The sequence below is a fragment of the Gordonia insulae genome, from assembly GCF_003855095.1.
Lineage (GTDB): Bacteria > Actinomycetota > Actinomycetes > Mycobacteriales > Mycobacteriaceae > Gordonia > Gordonia insulae.
On record NZ_CP033972.1, the window covers coordinates 5658764 to 5680439 of the forward strand.

The 21676-nt window shown below is 68.6% G+C and carries 20 protein-coding genes and 1 pseudogene; 13 read left to right on the forward strand and 8 right to left on the reverse strand.

Annotated elements, in window-relative coordinates; all coding sequences use genetic code 11:
- Window positions 1-286 precede the first annotated feature (286 nt).
- The gene (locus D7316_RS25530; protein ID WP_124711578.1) at window positions 287-1444 is read left to right on the forward strand and encodes an MFS transporter; all 1158 of its coding nucleotides are present in this window, start codon (window positions 287-289) and stop codon (window positions 1442-1444) included.
- Here D7316_RS25530 and D7316_RS25535 read toward each other — a convergent pair.
- A complete protein-coding gene (locus D7316_RS25535) occupies window positions 1375-2343 on the reverse strand; it encodes a diacylglycerol/lipid kinase family protein (RefSeq protein WP_124710747.1) in 969 nt (322 codons plus the stop codon). The two genes, D7316_RS25530 and D7316_RS25535, sit on opposite strands and share 70 nt — an antisense overlap.
- Before the next feature lie 207 nt (window positions 2344-2550).
- Between D7316_RS25535 and D7316_RS25540 the strand changes: the two genes are divergently transcribed.
- Together D7316_RS25540 and D7316_RS25545 are read left to right on the forward strand one after the other, a co-directional pair.
- Window positions 2551-2961 (forward strand): hypothetical protein, encoded by a 411-nt coding sequence (locus D7316_RS25540; protein ID WP_124711579.1) that lies wholly within the window; start codon window positions 2551-2553, stop codon window positions 2959-2961.
- A 37-nt stretch (window positions 2962-2998) separates the two neighbouring features.
- On the forward strand, window positions 2999-3793 hold the full coding sequence (locus D7316_RS25545) for a ParA family protein (RefSeq protein WP_124710748.1): 795 nt from the start codon (window positions 2999-3001) through the stop codon (window positions 3791-3793).
- A gap of 16 nt (window positions 3794-3809) precedes the next feature.
- Here D7316_RS25545 and D7316_RS25550 read toward each other — a convergent pair whose 3' ends face one another.
- On the reverse strand, window positions 3810-5090 hold the full coding sequence (locus D7316_RS25550) for an Rv3212 family protein (protein ID WP_124710749.1): 1281 nt from the start codon (window positions 5088-5090) through the stop codon (window positions 3810-3812).
- A 79-nt stretch (window positions 5091-5169) separates the two neighbouring features.
- Window positions 5170-6822: a DEAD/DEAH box helicase gene (locus D7316_RS25555; RefSeq protein ID WP_124710750.1), complete on the reverse strand. Its 1653-nt coding sequence runs from the start codon at window positions 6820-6822 to the stop codon at window positions 5170-5172.
- A gap of 304 nt (window positions 6823-7126) precedes the next feature.
- Here D7316_RS25555 and D7316_RS25560 point away from each other — a divergent pair, with 304 nt between their 5' ends.
- Together D7316_RS25560 and D7316_RS25565 are read left to right on the forward strand one after the other, a co-directional pair.
- On the forward strand, window positions 7127-7828 hold the full coding sequence (locus tag D7316_RS25560) for a ferritin-like fold-containing protein (RefSeq protein ID WP_124710751.1): 702 nt from the start codon (window positions 7127-7129) through the stop codon (window positions 7826-7828).
- Window positions 7829-7988: 160 nt separating this feature from the next.
- A complete protein-coding gene (locus tag D7316_RS25565; RefSeq protein ID WP_124710752.1) occupies window positions 7989-8222 on the forward strand; it encodes a DUF3107 domain-containing protein in 234 nt (77 codons plus the stop codon).
- Window positions 8223-8324: 102 nt separating this feature from the next.
- Here the strand turns inward: D7316_RS25565 and D7316_RS25570 are convergent, their stop codons facing one another.
- A complete protein-coding gene (locus D7316_RS25570) occupies window positions 8325-8972 on the reverse strand; it encodes a TetR/AcrR family transcriptional regulator (RefSeq protein ID WP_124710753.1) in 648 nt (215 codons plus the stop codon).
- 214 nt (window positions 8973-9186) lie between these two features.
- Here D7316_RS25570 and D7316_RS25575 point away from each other — a divergent pair, with 214 nt between their 5' ends.
- On the forward strand, window positions 9187-10227 hold the full coding sequence (locus D7316_RS25575; RefSeq protein WP_124711580.1) for a DUF3152 domain-containing protein: 1041 nt from the start codon (window positions 9187-9189) through the stop codon (window positions 10225-10227).
- A 106-nt stretch (window positions 10228-10333) separates the two neighbouring features.
- On the forward strand, window positions 10334-11509 hold the full coding sequence (moeZ, locus tag D7316_RS25580; RefSeq protein WP_124710754.1) for an adenylyltransferase/sulfurtransferase MoeZ: 1176 nt from the start codon (window positions 10334-10336) through the stop codon (window positions 11507-11509).
- Here moeZ and D7316_RS25585 read toward each other — a convergent pair.
- A complete protein-coding gene (locus tag D7316_RS25585) occupies window positions 11503-11943 on the reverse strand; it encodes an SRPBCC family protein (RefSeq protein WP_124710755.1) in 441 nt (146 codons plus the stop codon). The genes moeZ and D7316_RS25585 overlap by 7 nt on opposite strands.
- Complete coding sequence (gene sigJ, locus D7316_RS25590) at window positions 11931-12854, reverse strand: RNA polymerase sigma factor SigJ (protein ID WP_124710756.1); 924 nt, start codon at window positions 12852-12854, stop codon at window positions 11931-11933. The genes D7316_RS25585 and sigJ overlap by 13 nt, the downstream gene beginning before the upstream one ends.
- A 171-nt stretch (window positions 12855-13025) precedes the next feature.
- Here sigJ and D7316_RS25595 point away from each other — a divergent pair, with 171 nt between their 5' ends.
- The 6 genes from D7316_RS25595 (at window position 13026) to D7316_RS25620 (ending at window position 20459) form a co-directional block, all read left to right on the forward strand.
- Window positions 13026-13880, forward strand: coding sequence for a TIGR02569 family protein (locus D7316_RS25595; protein ID WP_124710757.1), 855 nt, complete (start codon window positions 13026-13028; stop codon window positions 13878-13880).
- Window positions 13881-14055: 175 nt separating this feature from the next.
- Window positions 14056-15534 carry a nitrate/nitrite transporter gene (locus D7316_RS25600; RefSeq protein ID WP_124710758.1) on the forward strand — a complete coding sequence of 493 codons (1479 nt, stop codon included), beginning with the start codon at window positions 14056-14058 and terminating at the stop codon, window positions 15532-15534.
- Window positions 15535-15569: 35 nt separating this feature from the next.
- Window positions 15570-18113: a nitrite reductase large subunit NirB gene (gene nirB, locus D7316_RS25605; protein WP_124710759.1), complete on the forward strand. Its 2544-nt coding sequence runs from the start codon at window positions 15570-15572 to the stop codon at window positions 18111-18113.
- Between the two features lie 2 nt (window positions 18114-18115).
- A complete protein-coding gene (nirD, locus tag D7316_RS25610) occupies window positions 18116-18538 on the forward strand; it encodes a nitrite reductase small subunit NirD (RefSeq protein WP_197718399.1) in 423 nt (140 codons plus the stop codon).
- Window positions 18535-19716 carry a uroporphyrinogen-III synthase gene (locus D7316_RS25615; protein ID WP_124710761.1) on the forward strand — a complete coding sequence of 394 codons (1182 nt, stop codon included), beginning with the start codon at window positions 18535-18537 and terminating at the stop codon, window positions 19714-19716. Before nirD ends, D7316_RS25615 begins: the two co-directional genes overlap by 4 nt.
- Window positions 19713-20459 carry a sirohydrochlorin chelatase gene (locus D7316_RS25620; RefSeq protein WP_124710762.1) on the forward strand — a complete coding sequence of 249 codons (747 nt, stop codon included), beginning with the start codon at window positions 19713-19715 and terminating at the stop codon, window positions 20457-20459. The genes D7316_RS25615 and D7316_RS25620 overlap by 4 nt, the downstream gene beginning before the upstream one ends.
- Window positions 20460-20474: 15 nt before the next feature.
- Here the strand turns inward: D7316_RS25620 and D7316_RS25625 are convergent, their stop codons facing one another.
- Both D7316_RS25625 and D7316_RS25630 read right to left on the reverse strand, forming a co-directional pair.
- A complete protein-coding gene (locus tag D7316_RS25625; protein ID WP_124710763.1) occupies window positions 20475-20780 on the reverse strand; it encodes an MGMT family protein in 306 nt (101 codons plus the stop codon).
- A 1-nt stretch (window position 20781) separates the two neighbouring features.
- A pseudogene (locus tag D7316_RS25630) lies at window positions 20782-21599 on the reverse strand (alpha/beta hydrolase).
- Window positions 21600-21676 lie beyond the last annotated feature (77 nt).

The window sequence follows — 21676 nt, forward strand, 5'->3', positions numbered from 1 at the left end:
TTCCGTTTACACGTGTGCAATATCACTGTGGTGTGATCATCCCCGGGATGGGGGTGCTTGCACTGGTTGTGCACCGATGTACTAGTCTACCCGCTCCGGGTGGTTCCTGTCGCGGAATTTTCCCAGGTCGCTGCGAGAAATCCCTGGTGGTGTTCGCGTCATCGCCGGTATGGTGTGAGCCATGCCACGACATCGATGTTGACCTCCGTCACACCGGCTGACCGTCACGGCGTCGATCGCCGCCCTGGCCGAGGACGCCATCCCGCTCTATCCGCTCTATGCGGTGATGTTCGCCGACCCCACCGTACCGGGCGCCGGCCTATCGGCGGCGTCGATCTCGTCGCTGTTCATCATCTGGTCCTTGTGCTCATTCGTGTTCGAGATCCCCACCGGGGTGTTGGCCGATCGGGTTCCCCGACGAACACTCCTGGTGATCGGTCCGATGTTGACGGGGGCCGGCTTCGCGCTCTGGACGTGGTGGCCGTCGTATGCGGCATTCGCTGCGGGTTTCGTGTTGTGGTCCGCGGGTTCGGCCCTGCGGTCCGGAACGTTGCAGGCTCTGCTGTATGACACGCTCGCCGCGCGTGGCGAGGCCCTGCGATACGCGGCGCTGGCCGGTCGCGTGCGCGCGATGGGCGCCGTCGGAGTGCTCGTCGGAACCGGTCTGGCCGTGCCGCTCGCCGCCTGGGGCGGCTACCACGCGGTGGGGGCGGCGAGCCTGGTGGCCTGCGCGATCTGTGCCGCGGCGTCGGCGGCGCTGCCCGAGGACGCTCCGCCGGGACGTGCGGAGCGCGGCTCGGACGACCGGGTCGAGGACGACGAATCGGGCATGGGGTGGCGGTCGGTGCTGGTGGACGCGTGCGGTCGGCTGCGCCACGATCGCACGGTTCGCCGGATCTTCGTCCTGCTGATCGTGCTGACCTGGGTGGCGGCACTCGATGAGTTCCTGCCGTTGCTCGCCGAGGAGATGTGGTCCGGGCCGGATGCGGTGACCGGTGTCGCGGGGCTGATGGTCATCGTCGCCCTCGGTGACATCGCCGGTGGCTGGGCCGCCGTGCGCACGGAGCCGTCCGCGTTCCGCCCGCGCCGTCTCGCGCCCTGGCTCATCGCCGGCGCGGCTGCGCTCGCCGGCGGTGCGCTACTCGACCATCCGACCGGAATCATCTTGGTGGCCTTCGCCTTCGGCGTCTTCGGGTGGGCGCTGGTGATGGCGGACGCGATGCTGCAGCATCAGGTGTCGTCGACGTCACGCGCGACCATCACATCGGTCGCCGGGGTCGGTGAGGAGGTGGTGGCGATCGGCGCGTTCGCGGCCTGGGCGGTGGGTTCGGCGTGGGCGTCGTCGACGGTGCTGTTCGCCGTCGCGGCCGTGCCCTACGCGGTGCTCGGGGTTGCCCTGATGCTGTCGCCCGGGGCCACCACGGCCAGGGCATCGGATCGATAGCCGAAGTCGATGGCGTGGTGTGCGCCGATGTAGTCGCCGTCCATCTGGACGTCGATCGGCTCGTCCGCGCGGAACCGCACCCACTCGACATCGTCGTCGCGGTAGAGGTGACGAGCCTTGGGAGCCCGATGGGTGAGCAGGCGGGTGGCCAGCGGGAGATTGCGTGACACCGCGGTCGAGGTCGCGGCGAACAGGCCGAGCCGCGTGTCGAATCCGGTCGTCGGATTGGTGCGGATCTCGTAGTTGCCGAGGTAGGTCCACGGACTGGTGTTGCTGACGAACCCGAACTGCACACCGGGGATCGGCTCACGATCGGGGACCTCGACGGTGAACGAGTCGCGACTGGCCGCGTGACGCAGGAACGAGGAGACGGTCGTCCACAGATAGCGCATCGGAGTGGCCGCCTTGCCGGCGTGACGCTTGTCCTCCATCGCGTGCACCACGACTGCGTCCATGCCCATGCCGGTGTTGAAGAGGAACCAGCGGTCTTGCGTGTGACCGAGTCCGATCCGCCGGCACTGGCCGGACTCGAGCAGATCGATGATCTGGCCGGTGGCCGCGAGGGGATCGGCGGCGATGCCCAGCGTGCGCGCGAACACATTGGCGCTGCCACCGGGGATGACCCCGAGCGCGGGCAGCCGGACCGAGGGATCGACGACGGAGTCGGGTGCCCCGAGGATGCCGTTGACCGCCTCGTTGACCGAGCCGTCGCCGCCGTGCACGAGGACGACGTCGGTGCCGTCGGTGACCGCCCGGCGGGCGAGTTCACCGGCGTGACCACGGTGGGTCGTGTGCTCGACGTCGAGGGTGAACCGCGAACTGAGGGTGTGCGCGAGCGCGTCGCGGCCGGCCGGCGTGGTGGCCGTGGCGAACGGGTTGACGATGAGCATGACACGCACGAGACCCCACGATATGGGGTGCGGCGGTGTGACGTACATCCGCCCGTCGCTCCGGTCTCGGCGACACCTGCGACATCGACCTCGCGGGACGGGGCCGAACGGCGCCGACCGGTCCGGTGACCATAGTCTGGGGACGTGAGCAGAAAGCGGGGCGACGACGCCGTGGTGGGCGGAGATCAGGGGCCGGGCGAGCGGCCGGACTCGGCCATGGGGCGTCCGCCGACGACGATCCGGGTGGCCGGTGCGGTCACCGCGATCGAGGGCGCGATAGCGGTCATCGTCGCGGTGGTCCTGGCGATTCGCGAGGCGGCCGGTCACGAAGAGGCGGCGATCAGCGGATACGGCACGGCCGCATGGTTCGGCATCATCGGTGGAGGTGTGTTGGTCGGCGGCGTCGCATTGCTGAGCGGGCGGCGGTGGGGCCGGGCGATCGCGGTGGTCGCCCAGATCCTGCTGCTGCCGGTTGCGTATGCGTTGCTCACCGACAGTCATCAGCCGTGGTTCGGGATTCCCCTGGCCATCGCCGCGGTCGCGGTGCTGGTGCTGATCTTCAGCCCGGCGTCCACGCGCTGGCTGATCGGTGAGTACGGACCGGATGATTCCGCCGCGCGGCGGTAAACCCGACGGCGACCATGATCAGCCGTAAAGTGTCCCCATGACCCGCATGCTGGCCATCGCGAATCAAAAGGGTGGAGTGGCCAAGACCACCACCGTGGCGTCGCTCGGCGCGGCACTCGCCGATCTGGACGTCTCGGTCCTCGTCGTCGATCTCGATCCCCAAGGCTGTCTTACCTTCTCGCTCGGACACGATCCCGACCAGTTGGAGGTGTCGGTGCACGACGTGCTCCTGGGTGAGGAGGAGATCGCCGACGTCCTGCTGGACACCGACGACAACGTGACGCTGTTGCCGGCCACGATCGACCTGGCCGGGGCGGAGGCACTGCTGTTGATGCGTCCGGGTCGCGAGTACGCACTCAAGCGCGCGCTCGCCGAGGTCGCCGAGGACTACGACGTCATCCTCATCGACTGTCCGCCGTCACTGGGTGTGCTCACCCTGAACGGACTCACCGCCGCCGACGAGGTGGTGGTGCCGCTGCAGTGCGAGATGCTCGCGCACCGCGGTGTGGGGCAGTTGCTGCGGACCGTCAAGGAAGTCCAGCAGATCACCAATCCGGGACTCACGATGCTCGGGGCCGTCGCCACGCTGTTCGACGCGCGGACCACCCACAGCCGCGATGTCCTGTCCGATGTCTCCGACCGGTACGAACTGCCGGTGCTCGATCCGCCCATCCCGCGCACCGTCCGGTTCGCGGAGGCGTCGGCGTCCGGGACGTCGGTGATGCGAGGGCGGAAGAACAAGGGCGCCAACGCATATCGGTCTCTCGCCGAGAATCTCTGGAAGCACTGGGACGCCGGGCAGAAGGTCCGGACGCTCGAGTCCGGCATCTAGGTCGGGCCGCCGGTCGTCAGGCGGGTCCGTAGGCCTGCACGGTCGAACCCCACTGCTCGATCACCGTCGAGCCCAGGACGCGCAGCGCGACGGGCTCCGCTCCGCGGCCTTCCCGGTTCACCGCGATCGACCGCAGCTCGCGTCCGGTGGCGGCATCGCGCACGCTGATCCCGGTCGCGGTGGGCAACAGCAGTTGTCCGGCCATCACGTCGCCGGTCCCGATCGCGCCCGGGACCTGATAGATCGGGCGGACGTTCTGCGCGTCCAGGACGACCGTCGCCTGGCCGGTGAAATACGAGGTGAGCCCACCGCCGGAGCTGGGCACGACACCCACAGGTGGTCTCTGCGGGCCGGTGACGGTGTTGGTCGCCGTGGGGACGCCGTCGGTGCTGAACTGCCGGATCGCCGGGGGAGCCAGTCCGCCGGGCGCGTCGGACGGCGGCGACGGGCGGTTGCCGCCGCCGTCGTACACGGCGATCGCCGAGCTGCTCATGCCGATCAGGACCGGCGGCGGCCCGGTGGTGCCGTCGGTGATCACCGAGGACCCGTACTGCTGGACCTCTTCGTCCTTGTCCAGGACCGCACCGAGGACGGTGAGGCGGTAACCGGGTTCGGTGCCACAGTGCTCGATGACCGCGATGCGATCGCCGCCGATGGCGGACGAGAGCAGCCGGCAGCCGGTACGACCCGGCTGGACACCCGGCTTGACCGGTGCGTCGACGCGTCCGTACTCGATGCCCCGGACCAGGTTGGAGCCCCAGGTCTCCAGTCGTGTAGTTCCTTGGGACACAACGTAACCCGCATCCGAGACCAGCTGAATACGGTCGTCGGCGTCGCTGCTGCGGCTACCCGAGCGCTTGCCCGACGACCCGCTCAGGGCAGTCACCTCGCCGCACCCTCGCGAGTTGCGGTAGGCCGCGAGGACCTCGTTCGTCGTCGATGGCCAGGCGGCGAGCACCGCGCACAGGTCGAGGTCGCGGCGATACTGCCAGCGGGCGCCACCGGTCGTCGGGTCACGTCCGATCACCGTGCCGCCGTCGGCGGTCACCACGAGCGAGCGGCTGAGCGCCGGCGAATCGGTGGCATCGGACCGGGCGCGCCAGAGCGGGATGAGCCGGTCCGGCACGGTCGTCGACGGCGTGACGTCGGGGACCGGCGCGGCGGCCTGCACGCTGTCGGAGTGCCGGACCGGGCTCTGCAGCCAGATCACCAGCCCGACGACGAGCAGGACCACCACTATCGCGGCGCTGACCGCGAGGTCGACGCGGGTCCGTCGCTCAGGTCGGATTCGTGCCACGCGCCCCTCCGGTCGGATTCACACCATGTGCCTGTGTACGTCGGCAGATGAGATGTCGGTGGGGAACGTTACCGCCGGATCATTCGGTGGCCGCGGTCGCCGGTGCTCCCTCTGCGGGCTGTTCGGAGCCGTTCGACCCGTTCCGCTTGGCTCCACCACGCCGACGGCGACGCCGACGAGGCTTGTCGGTCGCGGCATCGGACCCGTCCGCGTCGGCGGCCGGAGCCCCGCCGGCCGGCTGTGTCGACGGTGCCGCATCGGTGGTCGGCGCGGCCGCGGTGGCACCGCCGGAGCCGTCGGACTTGCCGCCACGTGTGCGGCGGCGCGACCGTGTCGACTTGGGGCGCTCGGCGCGCGGAGACCGTTCGGTGCGCTCGCCGTCGTCGGACCTCGGCTTCGGCGCACGGATGCGGCCGGTGGCCGACGCCGGTATACCGAGTTCCTCGCGCAGATGCTCGGAGGTGGAGTAGGTCTCGACCGGTTCCGGCTTGCCGAGGCCGAGGGCGTTGTTGATCAGCTCCCAGCGATGCAACTCGTCCCAGTCGACGAAGGTGATCGCGATACCGGTGCGGCCCGCACGACCGGTACGGCCGATGCGGTGCACATAGGTCTTGTCGTCTTCCGGGCACTGGTAATTGATGACGTGCGTGACGTCGTCGATGTCGATGCCGCGGGCGGCGACATCGGTCGCGACGAGGACGTCGATGGCTCCGGTGCGGAAGCTCTTGAGTGCCTTCTCGCGGGCGACCTGGCCGAGGTCGCCGTGCACGGCCCCGACGCTGAATCCGCGCTCGCCGAGGTCGTCGGCGACCTTCTGCGCGGTGCGCTTGGTGCGGGTGAAGACCATGGTGGCGCCGCGCCCGTCGGCCTGCAGGATCCGGGCGACGAGCTCGGCCTTGTCCAGCGCGTGCGCCCGATAGACGTACTGGGTGGTGCGCTCGTGGATCGCCGAGTCGTTCGCGTGCTCGGCGCGGATGTGCGTCGGACGATCGAGGAACGTGCGGGCCAGGGTGACGATGGGGCCCGGCATGGTGGCCGAGAACAGCATGGTCTGCCGCGGCGTCGGCAGGGCCGCCATGATGCGTTCGATGTCGGGCAGGAACCCGAGGTCGAGCATCTCGTCCGCCTCGTCGAGGACCAGGATGGAGACCTTGCCGAGGATCAGGTGGCCCTGCTGCGCGAGGTCGAGGAGCCGGCCGGGGGTACCGACCACGACGTCGACGCCGGACTTGAGATCGGCGATCTGCGACTCGTAGGGGCGACCGCCGTAGATCGAGGTGATCTTGAGCGGTCGGGTGGTCCCGTTCGCGAGGGTGACGTCGAGCTTGGGTGCCGCCACCTCGAGGTCGCCGGTGACCTGCAGGCACAGCTCCCGGGTCGGGACGATGATCAGCGCGCGCGGGGTGTTGTCGAGCGCGCGCAGGCCCGACTCCTCGGCATGGGCGAGGCGGTGCAACAGAGGTACGCCGAAGCCGAAGGTCTTACCCATCCCGGTGCGGGCCTGACCGATGAGGTCGTCACCGCTCAGCGCGAGGGGAAGGGTGAGCTCCTGGATGGCGAAGGTGTGCGTCTTGCCGTCGTCGGCCAGTGCGGCGACGATGCGCTCGTCGACGCCGAGTTCGGCGAAGGTGGGGGGAGTGTGGGTGTCGTCGACGATCGTCGTCTTGATGTCGTCGTCCGCGGTGGACGGCGTGCCGGCGTCATTCGCCTGCGTCGCGATGGAATCGCTCATGTGAGGTTGTATGCCTTTCTGCATTTTCCCGCACGCACGAAAGGCACCACAGTGGGATCGAGCGGCTTGCAACGAGAAAGGTCTCCTGGACCGGGCAAACCGTGGTCGGCGACTGTGTGGTGACCAGGTCGGGCTGCCTCGCCCGACGTTGAGTGCGCGCACATTGTCCGGTGTCTGCGCGTGATCCGTGTCTGCCGGTCGGCCGTTGTGCCGCCCGTTCTGCCACCGGATCGTCATGATCGCGTCAGTACACCGTTGTCAAGTGTACTTGGTGAACGCTGCGGCCCCGCCTACCATCTCCACCATGTCGACTGCGCCGCCCCCATCCGGAGTCTCGCCCGAACCCATCGCAAGCCCCGAGGCGGCGGTCGAGAGCAGTGCGATCGCCAAGTTGTTCGCCGTTCTGCTGGCCGGTGAGTACGCGGCGTTCTACCGGCTGATCGACGAGTCGCGGATGGCTCCGGACGTCCGCAGCAAGATCGCGATCGCACGGATGGCGGCTTCGGAGATCGGCCATTTCGACATCCTCGCGGAGCAGATCGCCGCCCACGGTCTCGACCCGGCGGCGGCCGTCGAGCGGTATCGCTCGGTCTTCGACCAGTACCACCAGGTGACCACGCCGAAGACGTGGTATGAGGCGTTGGTGAAGGCCTATGTCGGCGACGGGCTCGCCGCCGACTTCTACACCGAGGCGGCCGGTGCCCTGCCGGCCGATGCGCAGGCGGTCGTCGCGAGCGTGATGGCCGAGACGTCGAACTCGCGGTTCGCCCGTGAGCAGGTCGCCGCGGCCGTCGCCGCCAACCCGTCCCTCAGATCGCCTCTCACGCTGTGGGGTCGCCGTCTGCTGGGCGAGGCGGTCACCCATGCCCAGTGGGTGCTCGCCGCCGAGGAGGAGGTCGCCGACCTCCTGTTCGCCGGCACGGCGTCGTTGCAGGGCGTGGCGTCGTTCTTCGACACGATCGCCGAGGAGCACGGCAAACGGATGAGCGACCTCGGACTCGGCTGAGCCTCCGACGACGCACCGTCGGTTCCGCTGTGAGCGGAGCCGGTGTCGGCGGCGTCGCGACCTGAACTAGCCTGGTTCGGCAGACAGTCGTCGTGCCGCGTCGGCACCATCGGCACCGGCGTCATCATCGTCGGGGCCGTCAGATGAGAGAAGGGTGGCCATGGCCGTTGAAGTGAAGATCGGTATCACCGACAGTCCTCGGGAGCTCTCCATCCAGACCGCGCTCACCAGCGACAAGGCCTTCGCCGAGGTTGAGGCCGCGCTGTCGGGCAAGGAGCAGTTGCTCTCCCTCGTGGACGACAAGGGCGCGCGCTACCTGATCCCGGTCACGAAGATCGCCTACGTCGAGGTGGGCAGCTCGGAGAACCGGCGAGTCGGATTCGGCGCCGCCTGAGGCGTACTCGCCACGGGCGCATGAGACAGCAATCGGTTGCTGTCGGACCTCGGTCCGGCAGCAACCGATTCTCTTTGTCGAGGTGGTCGCGGACGTTCGACGTCAGTCGACGTCGTCGGGCGAATCGCCCTGCAGCGGCACGTGCGACAACCCGCCCCACAGCAGCGCGACGGTGGTGTCGACGGCGGCGCGCTTGTCCACCGGACGCTTGGCCTCGAGCCAATACCGTGCGTTGACCTGACTCGCGCCGACCAGTCCCGCCGCCAGCATGCGCGACCGGTACGGATCGAGCCCCGAGTCGTGCATCACCAGTCCGTAGACGGCGTCGACGCACGCCTCCGTGGCACCCTCGACCCGCCGGATGACGGCCGGGTCCATCGCGTCGGACGAGAAGATCAGGCGGTAGCCCGAGTTGTCCTGGTCGATGAAGTCGAAGAAGGCCTCGACCGCGGCGCGCACCCGCTGCTTGTTGTCGGTGGTCGTGAGCAACGCCCGGTTGACGTCGCTGACCAGCTTCTCCGCATGCGAGTCGACCACCGCGATATAGAGGTCGAGTTTCGACGGAAAGTGTTGGTACAGAACCGGCTTGCTGACGCCGGCGTGCACGGCGATCTCGTCCATCCCGGCGGAGTGGTAGCCGCGCTCCACAAAGATCTCGCTGGCAGCGTCGAGCAATTGCATCCGACGCGCGCTACGCGGCAGTCGAGTGCTACGACCCGCACTCTGCGGAGAGTTTGTGGTGGTGGACATGCGTTGAGAGTACTCGCGGTGTGTGGGCGCACCCGATCCGCACAGCGCTGAGTCCTGTTTTCCCGTCGCTTCGCGGCCCTCGGTTCCCCGGATCCTCGTTGACCTGTGAGAAAGTTGAGCTGTGAGTCACCCAGGAGGCGGGCCGAACTCCGGTAGCGCAGGTTCCGGCGCGTCCGGTACCGGGGTCGGCGGCGCGCGTGTACGCGCCAAGGACGTGGGGCCACGGCAGCCCCGGCGGGAGCCCCCGGCGTCGGGCGCATCGACGACGGCCACCGAGTCGGCCGGACGGACACGGCCCAGACCCGACCAGCCGCTCCGCGCGCGGTGGGACCCGACTGACGACAGCGGGCGCGTCCGGGTGGACCGGGATGCGCAGCCCGAGCGCAAGAAGCAGAGCACGCTCGGCCGGTTCGTCGCCACCTACGGGTGGCGCGCCTACGCCATCCCGGTGCTCGTGGTGCTGACGATCGTGCTGATCGTGGTGACCGTGCGCGACAGCGACAACGCCGCGTTCGTACCCGCGGCCGACGTCAATCCCGATGCGGCCTCCCGCAACACCGACGTCAGCAAGGAGACCAAACCGATCGGTGCGCCGTCGGGCAACATCCAGGCCGCGTCACTGCCGGCCGGCACACTGCCCGCGGGTGGGCCGTACACCCAGAAGGGTCGGGAGACCTACCACGTGGTGCCCGGGGCCGGAAAGCAGGTCGGGACCGGACAGCAGGTCTACACCTACACCGTCGAGGTGGAGAACGGTGTCAATGCCCAGGACTTCGGCGGCGACCGCACGTTCGCGAAGATGGTCGACTCGACGCTGGCCAATCCGCGCAGCTGGATCGGGGACGGCAAGGTGGCGTTCCGGCGGATCGCCGCGGGTGAGCCGGACCTGCGCATCACCCTCGCGTCGCCGGCCACGGCACGCGAACTGTGCGGCTACCAGATCCAGCTCGAGACGTCGTGCTTCTATCCGCCGGAGAAGCGGGTCACCCTCAACGAGGCACGATGGGTGCGCGGTGCGCTGTCGTACCAGGGCGACGACCTGCTGTACCGGCAATATCTGATCAACCACGAGACCGGTCACGGCATCGGCTACGAAGCACACGAACCGTGCAAGGAGAACGGTGCGCTCGCGCCGGTCATGATGCAGCAGTCGTTCGGCGTGGCCAACAGCGAGATCATGGCGCTCGATCCGGACATGCGCGCCAATCGCGGCTACGTGTGCAAACCGAACCCGTGGCCGTTCCCCAACCGGTGACCCGACGCCTCCCGGAGCGTTGCGGGAGCCGGCGTGGAATGCCCGCGCGATCGTGACGGTTGAGAACAACGAGCCCACACACGAGTCGGAAGTACTGGAGGCGCCCGTGTCGTCCTTGCCCCCGCTGGTCGAACCCGCAGCGGAATTGTCCAACGAAGAGGTGGCCCGCTACAGCCGCCACCTGATCATCCCCGATGTCGGGATGGACGGCCAGAAGCGCCTGAAGAACGCGAAGGTCCTCGTCATCGGCGCCGGCGGTCTGGGATCGCCGACGCTGCTGTACCTCGCCGCCGCCGGGGTCGGCACCATCGGCATCGTCGAGTTCGACGTCGTCGACGAGTCGAACCTGCAACGCCAGGTCATCCACGGCCAGTCCGACATCGGCCGTCTGAAGGCGGAGAGCGCGCGGGACTCGATCCAGGAGATCAATCCCTACGTGGCCGTCAACATCCACGATCAGCGACTCGAACCCGAGGGCGCGATCGAGCTGTTCTCGCAGTACGACCTGATCCTCGACGGCACCGACAACTTCGCGACGCGCTATCTGGTCAACGACGCGGCCGTCCTCGCCCACAAGCCCTATGTGTGGGGATCGATCTACCGGTTCGAGGGTCAGGCGTCGGTGTTCTGGGAGGACGCACCCGATGGCCGCGGGCTCAACTACCGCGACCTCTACCCGCAGGCGCCGCCGCCCGGCATGGTGCCGTCGTGCGCCGAGGGCGGCGTGCTCGGCATCCTGTGCGCGTCGATCGGATCGATCATGGGCACCGAGGCGATCAAGCTGATCTGCGGCATCGGCGAGCCTCTGCTGGGTCGTCTGATGGTGTACGACGCCCTCGACATGACCTACCGAACGATCAAGATCCGCAAGGACCCCGACGGCGAGCGCATCGCCGGACTGATCGACTACGACGACTTCTGCGGAGTCGTGTCGACAGACGCCGCGGACGCCGCGGCCGGGTCGACGCTGACGGCCGCCGAACTCAAGGAGAAGCTCGATCAGGGCGACAGGCTCGCACTCATCGACGTCCGGGAGCCCGTGGAGTGGGACATCGTGCACATCGAGGGCGCGACGCTGATCCCCAAGGACGAGATCCTGTCCGGTGCGGGACTCGCCAAGCTGCCGCAGGACCGCCCGACCGTCCTCTACTGCAAGACCGGCATCCGGTCGGCCGAGGCACTCGCGGCGCTCAAGCGCGCGGGGTTCGCCGACGCCACGCACCTGCAGGGCGGCGTTACGGCATGGGCGAACCAGGTCGACAAGACGCTGCCGGTCTACTGAAGTTCGTCCGCCGCGCGGTCGAGCACGCGGCGGAACGCGTAGTCCATCAGTGGCTGTGCGATCCACCGCGTGATCGCGCGTCCCACCACCGGGATGGCCACCTCGAACGTCGTTGTCCACACGACGTGGGCGTGACCGTCGACGTCGTCGACGGTCACGCGGCCTGCCTCATGGCGCGAGGGCGGGATGCTCCGGAACACGTGGTAGTCGAACGCGTGTGGCGGGTCGTAGGCCGTGATCCGTTCGGCGAACCACCCGACCATCCAGATCAGCACCCGAACCGCGCCCACACCGTACGGGGCGTCGCGCCCGGGTGTCCGCAGCCGCTCCGAGACCACCAGTGGGGTCCGGGTGTAGTTGTGGGCGTTGCTGATCCACGCGAACACGGCGTCCGCCGGTGCCCGGATGGTGCGTTCGACCGTCACGGTCTCCATGTCATGTCCCTTCCTCTGTCCAGCCGACGGATCTCGTCGACGGCCACGAGCTTCTCTGGGTTGCGGATCGCATAGAACGCCGTGATCCGACCGTCGACGACGTCGAATGCGGCGACCGAATCGACGGTGCCCGCCATGGTGAAGATCGCGCCCGGTGCGGCGTTCACCGTGGCGAGCGTGACGTGTGCGTCCGCCATCGAGGTCCGGGCGAGACCGACCGCGAATGCGGCGACCTTGTCTGCCCCGGTGATCGGTCGCCGGGCAGCCGCGACCCGACCGCCGCCGTCGGACATCTGCACCACGTCGGGCGCGAGCATCGAGATCAGCGCCGCCACGTCACCGGTGTGTGCGGCATACAGGAACCGTGCGACCACGTCGCGACCATCCTGCGGTCGGGGCCGCGGTGCCACCGTTGCATCGGTGACACACGGGCGTCGCGCACGGACGTGGACACGGGCGCGATGGGCGATCTGCCGGACCGCCGGTTCGGACTTCCCGATCAACGTCGCGATCTCCGCATGCGGGAAATCGAAGACCTCGTGCAGGACGAACACCGCCCGTTCGACGGGTGCGAGGGTCTCGAGCACCACCAGCATCGCGATCGACACCGAGTCGGCGAGCACGGCGTCGTGGCTCGCGTCGTCGTCGGTGCGGATCGGCTCGGGCAGCCAATTGCCCACGTAGGTCTCGCGGCGACGGCCGACGGTACGCAGGTGATTCAGGCCGGTGCGGCTCACTGCGGTGACCAGATAGGCGCGCGGATCGTCGACGTCGCTGAGCGATCGATTCCGCCAACGCAGATAGCAGTCGTGCACCACGTCCTCGGCGTCGGTCGCCGTCCCCACGAGGTTGTAGGCGATCGTGAACAGCAGTGGACGGAGTTCGGTGAACACGTCGTCGGCGTCGGTCACATACCAATGACACCGCAGCAGTCGGTCGTGTGACGCGGGATCGATGTGTCGTGTGTCACTGTGCGCGGGGGGTCCGTCGCCGCCGCACGCGGTGTCGGGTTCCGAGCACGGTGGGGTCCCGGCGTGCGTCGCTCCCGGATAATGCCTGGATCGCTCGGTAATCTCGCAGGTGTGAAGACTGTCGAGCCGCCCGAACACGTGCTGAACACGTTCGGGCTCACCGCCCACCCGCCGATCGCCATGGGCGATTCCTGGATCGGTGGCTGGCGTGTGGGCGAGGTGGTCCTGTCGCTGGTGCCCGACCATGCGCGTGCCGCCTGGTCGGCGAGCGTGCGTGAATCGCTGTACGTGGAAGGGCTGCGCCTGGCCCGTCCGTTCCGTGCCACCGACGGTCGCTATGTCGTGTCGGGCTGGCGGGCCGACACCTACATCGCCGGCACGCCCGAGCCGCGCCACGACGAGGTCGTGCTGGTCGCCGACCGGCTGCACGCGGCCACCGCGGAGCTCGACCGGCCGCGATTCCTGCTGCAGTCGCCCGCGCCGCCGCACACCGACGTCGACGTCTTCACCGCCGCCGACCGCGCCGCCTGGGAGGACGTGCCGTTGCGCACGGCCCGGGCCGCCGGTATGTCGGAGCCGACCTCGCCGGACGGCATGGACAGCGTGCACATGCTGAAAACTCTTGCCACACTTCGGAAGAACGTCGACCTGCCATCACAGGTGGTGCACGGCGACCTCTTCGGCACGGTGCTGTTCGCGGGTGCCGCGGCGCCGGGCATCACCGACATCGTGCCCTACTGGCGGCCGGCGCCATGGGCGGCCGCGGTCGTCGTCGTCGACTCGCTCGCCTGGGGTGGCGCCGACGACGATCTCGTGCAACGCTGGGCCGACCAGCCGGAATGGCCACAGATGATGCTGCGTGCCACGATGTTCCGTCTCGCCGTGCACGCGTTACATCCGCGTGCCACCGCCGGCGCACTGCCCGGCCTCGCCCGGGTCGTCGACCTCGTACGGTTGATGTTGTAGACGCAGGTCAGCGTCACGCTCCGCTTCTCACAGGTTCTCGTCCCAGATGTGAGCACAACGTGACTCTTCGGTCACGCGAGGGAAAATCCCGGCAACACTGGCTGCCTAACTTTGGGTCCAATCGTCCGACACCGTCGTCGGCCAACCCGCTCGACAACAAACGATTGGATGGCCCATGCCTGTACTGCCCGCCTCCGTGCGGACTGCGCTGACGCGCGACCACACGATCACCGACTGGGATCCCGAGGACCGCAAGGCCTGGGACAGCGGCAACGCCGAGATCGCCAAGCGCAACCTGGTCTGGTCGGTCATCTGCGAGCACGTCGGCTTCTCGATCTGGTCGCTGTTCTCGGTGATGGCGCTGTTCATGGGCCCGGAGTACGGGATCAGCCTCGATCAGAAGTTCATCATCGCGGCCACCGCCACCTTCGTCGGCTCCTGCCTGCGCATTCCCTACACCCAGGCGACCGCGAAGTTCGGTGGCCGTAACTGGGCCATCTTCAGTGCGATCGTGCTGCTGATCCCGACCGGCCTCACGATGATGCTGATGATGAACCCGGGCGAGTTCGGCTTCGGTTGGTTCCTCGCCGTCGCGGCGATCACCGGTTTCGGTGGCGGCAACTTCGCATCGTCGATGACGAACATCAACGCCTTCTATCCGCAGCGTCTCAAGGGATGGGCGCTCGGACTCAACGCCGGCGGCGGCAACATCGGTGTCCCGGTGATCCAGCTCATCGGACTGCTGGTCATCTGGCTGGCCGCGGATCAGCCGGAGATCGTCTGTGCCATCTACCTGGTCGCCCTCGCGGTGGCCGGCATCGGTGCCGCCATCTACATGGACAACCTGGACCACCAGACGTCGAGCGCCCGGGCGATGCTCGACTGCCTCAAGCACCGCGACACCTGGCTCATCTGCCTGCTCTACGTCGGTACGTTCGGCTCGTTCATCGGTTTCGGGTTCGCCTTCAGTCAGGTCCTCAACATCAGCTTCACCTCGGCGGGTGCAGCCAAGCCGGCGCTGGCCGCCGCACAGATCGCCTGGATCGGGCCGCTGCTCGGTTCGGTCATCCGCCCCTACGGCGGCAAGCTCGCCGACCGCATCGGTGGCGGCAAGGTCACCTTCTGGACGTTCATCGCCATGACGTTCTCGGCGGCGATCCTGGTGGTCGCCGGGTCGATCGCCGACGCCAACGGCAAGGTGATCACCGGTGGCGTGCTCACCGCGTTCATCGTCGGCTTCGTGCTGCTGTTCCTGCTGTCGGGCCTCGCCAACGGCTCGGTCTACAAGATCATCCCGACGATCTGGGAACACAAGGCGCAGAACATGTCCGGGCTCAACGCGATGGGCAAGACCAAGTGGTCGCGCAGCATGTCGGGCGCACTGATCGGCATCGCGGGTGCCGCGGGCGGTCTCGGCGGTGTCGGGATCAACCTGGTCCTGCGTGCCAGCTACAAGTCGAATCAGTCGGCGACGGTCGCCTTCTGGGTGTTCATGAGCTTCTATGTGCTCGCCGCCGCGGTCACCTGGTGGTTCTACGCCCGCCGCCCGATCGTCGTGGGCGAGACCACCGATCTGCCCGTGGCCGCACCCGCAGAGGGATCGGCGCAGGAGCCGACCACCGGATCCGGCTCCACCGACAAGGCCCTGGCCTGACCGGCCGGTCACGTCGAGACATCGAGGAGTAACCAGTGACCAGCGAATCCAAGACAGTCGTCGTGGTCGGCCACGGCATGGTGGGTCACCGTTTCGTACAAGCGCTACGCAACTGTGACACCCACGGCACATGGCGTATCGAGGTCGTCTCCGAAGAGCGCGATCCCGCATACGACCGCGTCGGACTGTCGTCGTACGTCGGTGTGTGGCAGCGTGATTCGCTGGCACTGGACGGCAACACCTACGACGGTGACGACCACGTGGTGACGCACCTGGGGGAGGCCGTCACCGACATCGATCGGGCCGGCCGCCGGGTGATCACCTCCACCGGTCGGGAGATCGCCTACGACGCCGTGGTCCTGGCCACCGGGTCCTATGCGTTCGTGCCGCCGGTACCGGGCCACGACAACGAGAAATGCTTCGTGTACCGCACGCTCGACGACCTGGACGCGATCCGGGCGGCGGCCGAGGCCGCCGGTCCGGGCGCACCCGGGCTCGTCGTGGGCGGCGGGCTGCTCGGGCTCGAGGCGGCCAATGCCCTGAAACTGATGGGCATGACGCCGCACGTGGTGGAGTTCGCACCTCGCCTGATGCCGATGCAGGTCGACGACGGCGGCGGTGCCGTGCTGAAGAACCTTGTGACCGACCTGGGCCTGACCGTGCACACCGGAGTCGGCACTGCCGACATCGCCGACCGCGCCGACGGTGGCCTGACCGTGACGCTCAGCGACGACACCGAGGTCGACGCGGAGCTGGTGGTCTTCTCCGCCGGCGTCCGACCGCGCGACCAGGTGGCCCGTGATGCGGGGCTGGCCGTCGGCGAGCGTGGTGGTGTGCTCGTCGACACGGCGTGCCGCACCGACGACCCGGACATCTATGCGATCGGTGAGGTCGCGGCCGTGGATGGCCGGTGCTACGGCCTGGTCGCCCCGGGCTACAGCACCGCGGAGGTCGTCGCCGATCAACTGGTGGGCGAGCAGTCGACGTTCCCCGGCGCCGACATGTCGACCAAGCTGAAACTGCTCGGGGTCGACGTCGCGAGCTTCGGGGACGCCATGGCGACCTCCGAGAATGCGCTCGAGATCGTCTATCACGACCCGGTGGCGGGGCGATATGCCAAGGTCGTGGTCTCCGACGACGCCAAGACCCTGCTCGGCGGAATCCTCGTCGGGGACGCGTCGGCCTACGCGTTGCTCAAGCCGATGGTCGGCCGGGAGATCCCGGGTGATCCGTCCGCGCTGATCGCGCCGGCCGCCGGACCGGGTGTGGGCCTCGACGCCCTGCCCGACGAGGCCGAGATCTGTTCGTGCAACGGTGTTTCCAAGGGCACGATCTGCTCGGCCATCGCCGACGGCGCGTGCGACATCGCGTCGATCAAGGGATGCACGTCGGCGGGCACCACGTGTGGCGGGTGTCTGCCGAGCATCAAGTCGCTGCTCGCGGCATCGGGCGTGGAACTGTCGAAGTCGCTCTGCGAGCATTTCGCACAGTCGAGGGCAGAGCTGTTCGAGATCGTGTCGGTCACCGGCATCCGGACGTTCTCCGAGCTCATCGAACGTCACGGGACCGGGCAGGGCTGCGAGATCTGCAAGCCGACGGTGGCGTCGATCCTGGCGTCGACGTCGAGCGAACACATCCTCGACGGCGAGCAGGCCGCACTGCAGGACACCAACGACCATTTCCTGGCGAATATGCAGAAGAACGGTTCGTACTCGGTGGTGCCCCGGATGCCCGGGGGCGAGGTGACCCCCGAGCAGTTGATCGTGATCGGCGAGATCGCCCGGGACTTCGACCTCTACACCAAGATCACCGGTGGCCAGCGCATCGATCTCTTCGGTGCACGGGTCGATCAGCTACCACACATCTGGCGACGGCTCGTCGACGCCGGGATGGAATCGGGGCACGCGTACGGCAAGAGCCTGCGCACGGTCAAGAGCTGCGTGGGATCGACCTGGTGCCGCTACGGAGTCCAGGACTCGGTCGGCATGGCCGTGTTCCTGGAGAAGCGCTACCGCGGCCTGCGCTCCCCGCACAAGCTGAAGTTCGGGGTGTCGGGCTGCGCCCGTGAGTGTGCCGAGGCCCGAGGCAAGGACGTCGGGGTGATCGCCACCGAACACGGCTGGAACCTCTACGTCGCCGGCAACGGCGGGCAGAGCCCCAAGCATGCGCAGCTCCTCGCCAGCGGAGTGGATGACCAGACGCTGGTCGCCTACATTGATCGGTACCTGATGTTCTACATCCGCACCGCCGATCGACTGCAGCGCACCGCACCGTGGCTGGAGGCGCTCGAGGGCGGACTCGATCATCTGCGTGCGGTGGTCTGCGACGACAGCCTGGGACTGGCCACCGAACTCGAGGACAGCATGGCCCGCCATGTCGCCGGATACAAAGACGAGTGGGCGGCGGTCCTCGAGGACGAGGACAAGCTCAAGCGCTTCGTCTCGTTCGTCAACGCGCCGGAGGTCGCCGACCCCACCGTGGCGTTCACCGGTGCCGAGGCCGAACGCAAGGTGCCCGTGTTGTTGGAGATGCCATCCCTGCCGCCGCGCGTGGCCGAACGTGAAGGAGTGCCGACGTGACGATCACCAAACCCGACGCCCACGAGCCCGCGGGCGGGAGCCGCCCCGACGTGGTTCCCGGCGAGTGGGTGCGCGCCTGTCCGCTCTCCGACCTCGCGGTCGGCCGGGGGGTCGGGGTGCTCGGGCCCGAGTTCGAGCAGGCGGCCCTCTTCCGTATCCCGGCGATGGAGACGGATCGGGAGGCCGTGCTCGGCCGCACCCGGCTCTATGCCATCGGCAACATCGATCCGTTCGCCCGGGCCGCGGTGCTCTCCCGCGGCGTCACGGGTGACCGGGCCGGTGAGCCGACGGTCGCGAGCCCGCTCGGCAAGCAGGTCTTCTCCCTGCGGACCGGCTCCTGCCTCGACGACGAGGAGAAATCGGTGCCGAGCTATGCGGTACGGGTCGCCGACGACATGGTCGAGGTGTATTTCCCCCGCCCATGAGCACCAACAGAAACGCGATGTCCGCCGACGACGCCGAGACACTGCCCCTGGCCGGATTCACCATCGGTATCACCGCGGCCCGCCGTGCCGACGAGTTCGCGGCGTTGCTGACCCGGCGCGGTGCCGAGGTCATGGCCGCACCGACGATCCGCATCCTGCCCCTCGTCGACGACACCGAGCTCCAGGAGGTGACCGAGGTGATCACCGCCGACCCACCCGAACTGATGGTGGCGACGACGGGCATCGGCTTCCGCGGCTGGGTCGAGGCCACCGACGGCTGGGGCAATGCCGAGCGGCTGATCGCGGCACTCGGCAAGAGTCGCCTGATCGCCCGCGGACCCAAGGCCAAGGGCGCGATCCGCGCCGCCGGGCTGCGGGAGGAGTGGTCGCCGGAGAGCGAGTCGTCGTCGGAGGTGCTCGATCGGCTGCTCGAAGAGGGCGTCGACGGCGTGCGCATCGCCGTGCAGCTGCACGGCGCCACCACGGAGTGGGAGCCGCTGCCGGATTTCTGCGCCGTCCTGCGGGCCGCGGGCGCCGAGGTGCTGCCGGTACCGGTCTACCGATGGAACATGCATCCCGATGTCGACCGCATCGACAAGATGGTCGCCGCGGTCATCCGCGGGGATCTCGACGCCATCACCTTCACGAGTGCGCCGGCAGCGGCCGCGATCCTCACGCGCGCCAAGGAATTGGGCAAGCTCTCCCAATTCGTGCACGCAATGCGTACCTCGGTGCCGGTCATGTGCGTCGGGTCGGTGACCGCAGGTCCACTGGAGGCGTTGCAGATCCCGACCACCTACCCCAAACGTTTTCGCCTCGGTGCGCTCGCCCGGCTGATCACCGAGGAACTTCCGCGACGGAGCCACAACTTGCGAATCCACGGTCACGACACCGCCATACGTGGACAGGCGGTGATCGTCGACGGCGAGGTGCGCGAGCTGTCCGCGACGAGTCTGAGCCTGCTCAAGGCGCTGGCCGTCTCGCCCGGCCGGGTGGTCGCGCGGCAGGAGTTGCTCGCGGGTCTGCCCGGGGACAGTTCCGACACCCACGCCGTCGAGGTGGCGGTGGCGCGCTTGCGCAACGCGCTGGGCGATCCGAAGATGATCCAGACCGTGGTCAAGCGCGGCTATCGCCTCGCCGTCGACCTCGGCTATGAGGGAGAGGACGACACCGAATGAGGAGTCGCGGGAATCATCCGACGCTCCCGGTGGGCGACCGCCTGCGTGAGATCAGTCCGGTCCTGGTTGCGCATGGCACGCGAAACCCTCATGGCGTCAACGTGATCGCCCAGATCGCCGAGGCGGTGAGTGATCGCATCGGGACCACCAGGACCGCCTTTGTCGATGTGCTGGGACCCACGCCGTCGGAGGTGATCGCCGACGTGGATCGCCCGGCCGTCCTCGTACCCGCCTTCCTGGCGTCCGGATACCATGTGCGCAAAGATCTTCCGCAGCACGTTGCCGAAGCGGGACGTGCCGACACGGTGGTGACACGCGCGCTCGGACCGGATCCGGCCATCGCGTCGGTCGCCCGCCTGCGGCTGATCGAGGCCGGCTGGGAGCCGGGTGACTCCGTGGTTCTCGCGGCCGCCGGATCGTCGGACGAGAGTGCTTGTGGGCAGGTGCATCTCGCTGCTCGTCAGCTCGAGTCGATCATCGGTGGACGAGTCGAGGTGGGATTCATCACCACGGCGTCGCCGTCGGTGCCGGAGGCGATCGAACGGGCGTCCCGCCGCGGCCGTCGTGTGGTGGTGGCCAGCTACCTGCTGGCACCGGGGCTGTTCCATGACCGGCTGCAGACCTATGGCGCCGACGCGGTGGCCGACCCCCTCGGCGCCGACCGGCGCATCGTCGACCTCATCGTGACACGGATGCGGGCAGCGGTGAGTCCCTACCGTCGGCGGGCGGCCGTCCGCGGCTGAGTCTCTCGTCCGCACCTAGCCTTCCGGCGGGGTCCATCGACACTCGCGCAGTGCCACACGTCCGTCGCGAATCGGAACCCCCTCGCCCCGTAGACGTTCGAGCTGCCGGCCGGCCAGGTGTGCGGCCGGCCGGCCACTCGCCGAGATGACGCGATGCCACGGTAGGTCCGCCGAATCGGTGCGCATGATCCATCCGACGATCCGCGGGCTGGACAACCCGACCGCAGAGGCCAGATCTCCGTAGGTGGTGACCTGCCCCTCGGGGATCGCCGCGACGAGTGCGCGGACCTGTTCGACATCCTCGTCGGTGACCGACGCCATGTCAGCGCCGTCCGGCCATCGCCCGGATCACATCGGCGGTGAGCGCGGGTTCCAGGAACGGCACCATGTGTCCGCAGTCGGCGTGCATGATCTCCACGTCGTCGCGCCGCTCGATCGCGCACGCCTCGAGAAACGCCGGACCGACGAACGGTGGGTCGACGCGGTCGGCGACCACGATCGCGGTCGGGAGCCCGGCCGGGGGAGGACGGGGTCGCGGGCCATCTCACTCCACGCGGCGGCCGCCGCGGGCGCGCACACCCGCCAGCCGACGCGCCCGTTGTCGAGGTCGATGAGGTGGGTGTCGATCTCCGCGGTCAGCAACCGATCCGGGACCTCGGCCCAGCCCTCCTCGCGTTTGGTGGCGCGAGCGGTGTCGGCATCCGGGTAGTCCCAGTGCGCGAGGCTGTCGGTGGCCACCTCCAACGCCCAGTGCGGATCCAGTCCCTGGGCGGGGTCGAGGAGCACCAGCCCGCGGACCACGTCGCGGCCGAGCCGCTCGGCGAGTCGGACGGCGAGTGCACCCCCGAACGAATGTCCGACGATCACGAACGGCCGGGCCGACGTCGGGATGTGCTCGTCGACCACCGCGGTCAGCGCGTCGAGGTGCTGCTCGAACGACCACGGCGGAACCCAGGGCGAGTGCCCGTGCCCGATCAGGTCGGGGGCGATGACCCGCACATCGTGGAGGTTTTCGGTGGCCAGCGACTCCCAGCGCCGACCATGGCCGGTCAGTCCGTGCACGGCCAGCACGTGCGGTGTCTCGGTGGTGTCGGGGCCGAACACATAGGTGGTCAACGGCGCACGGGAGGTCGTCGGCATGATGTCATCCTGCCGTATCGCCGACGGTTGGTGCCGGACCGGCGTCGGCCGCGGGATGCCTGTCGTGGCCGCGTGAT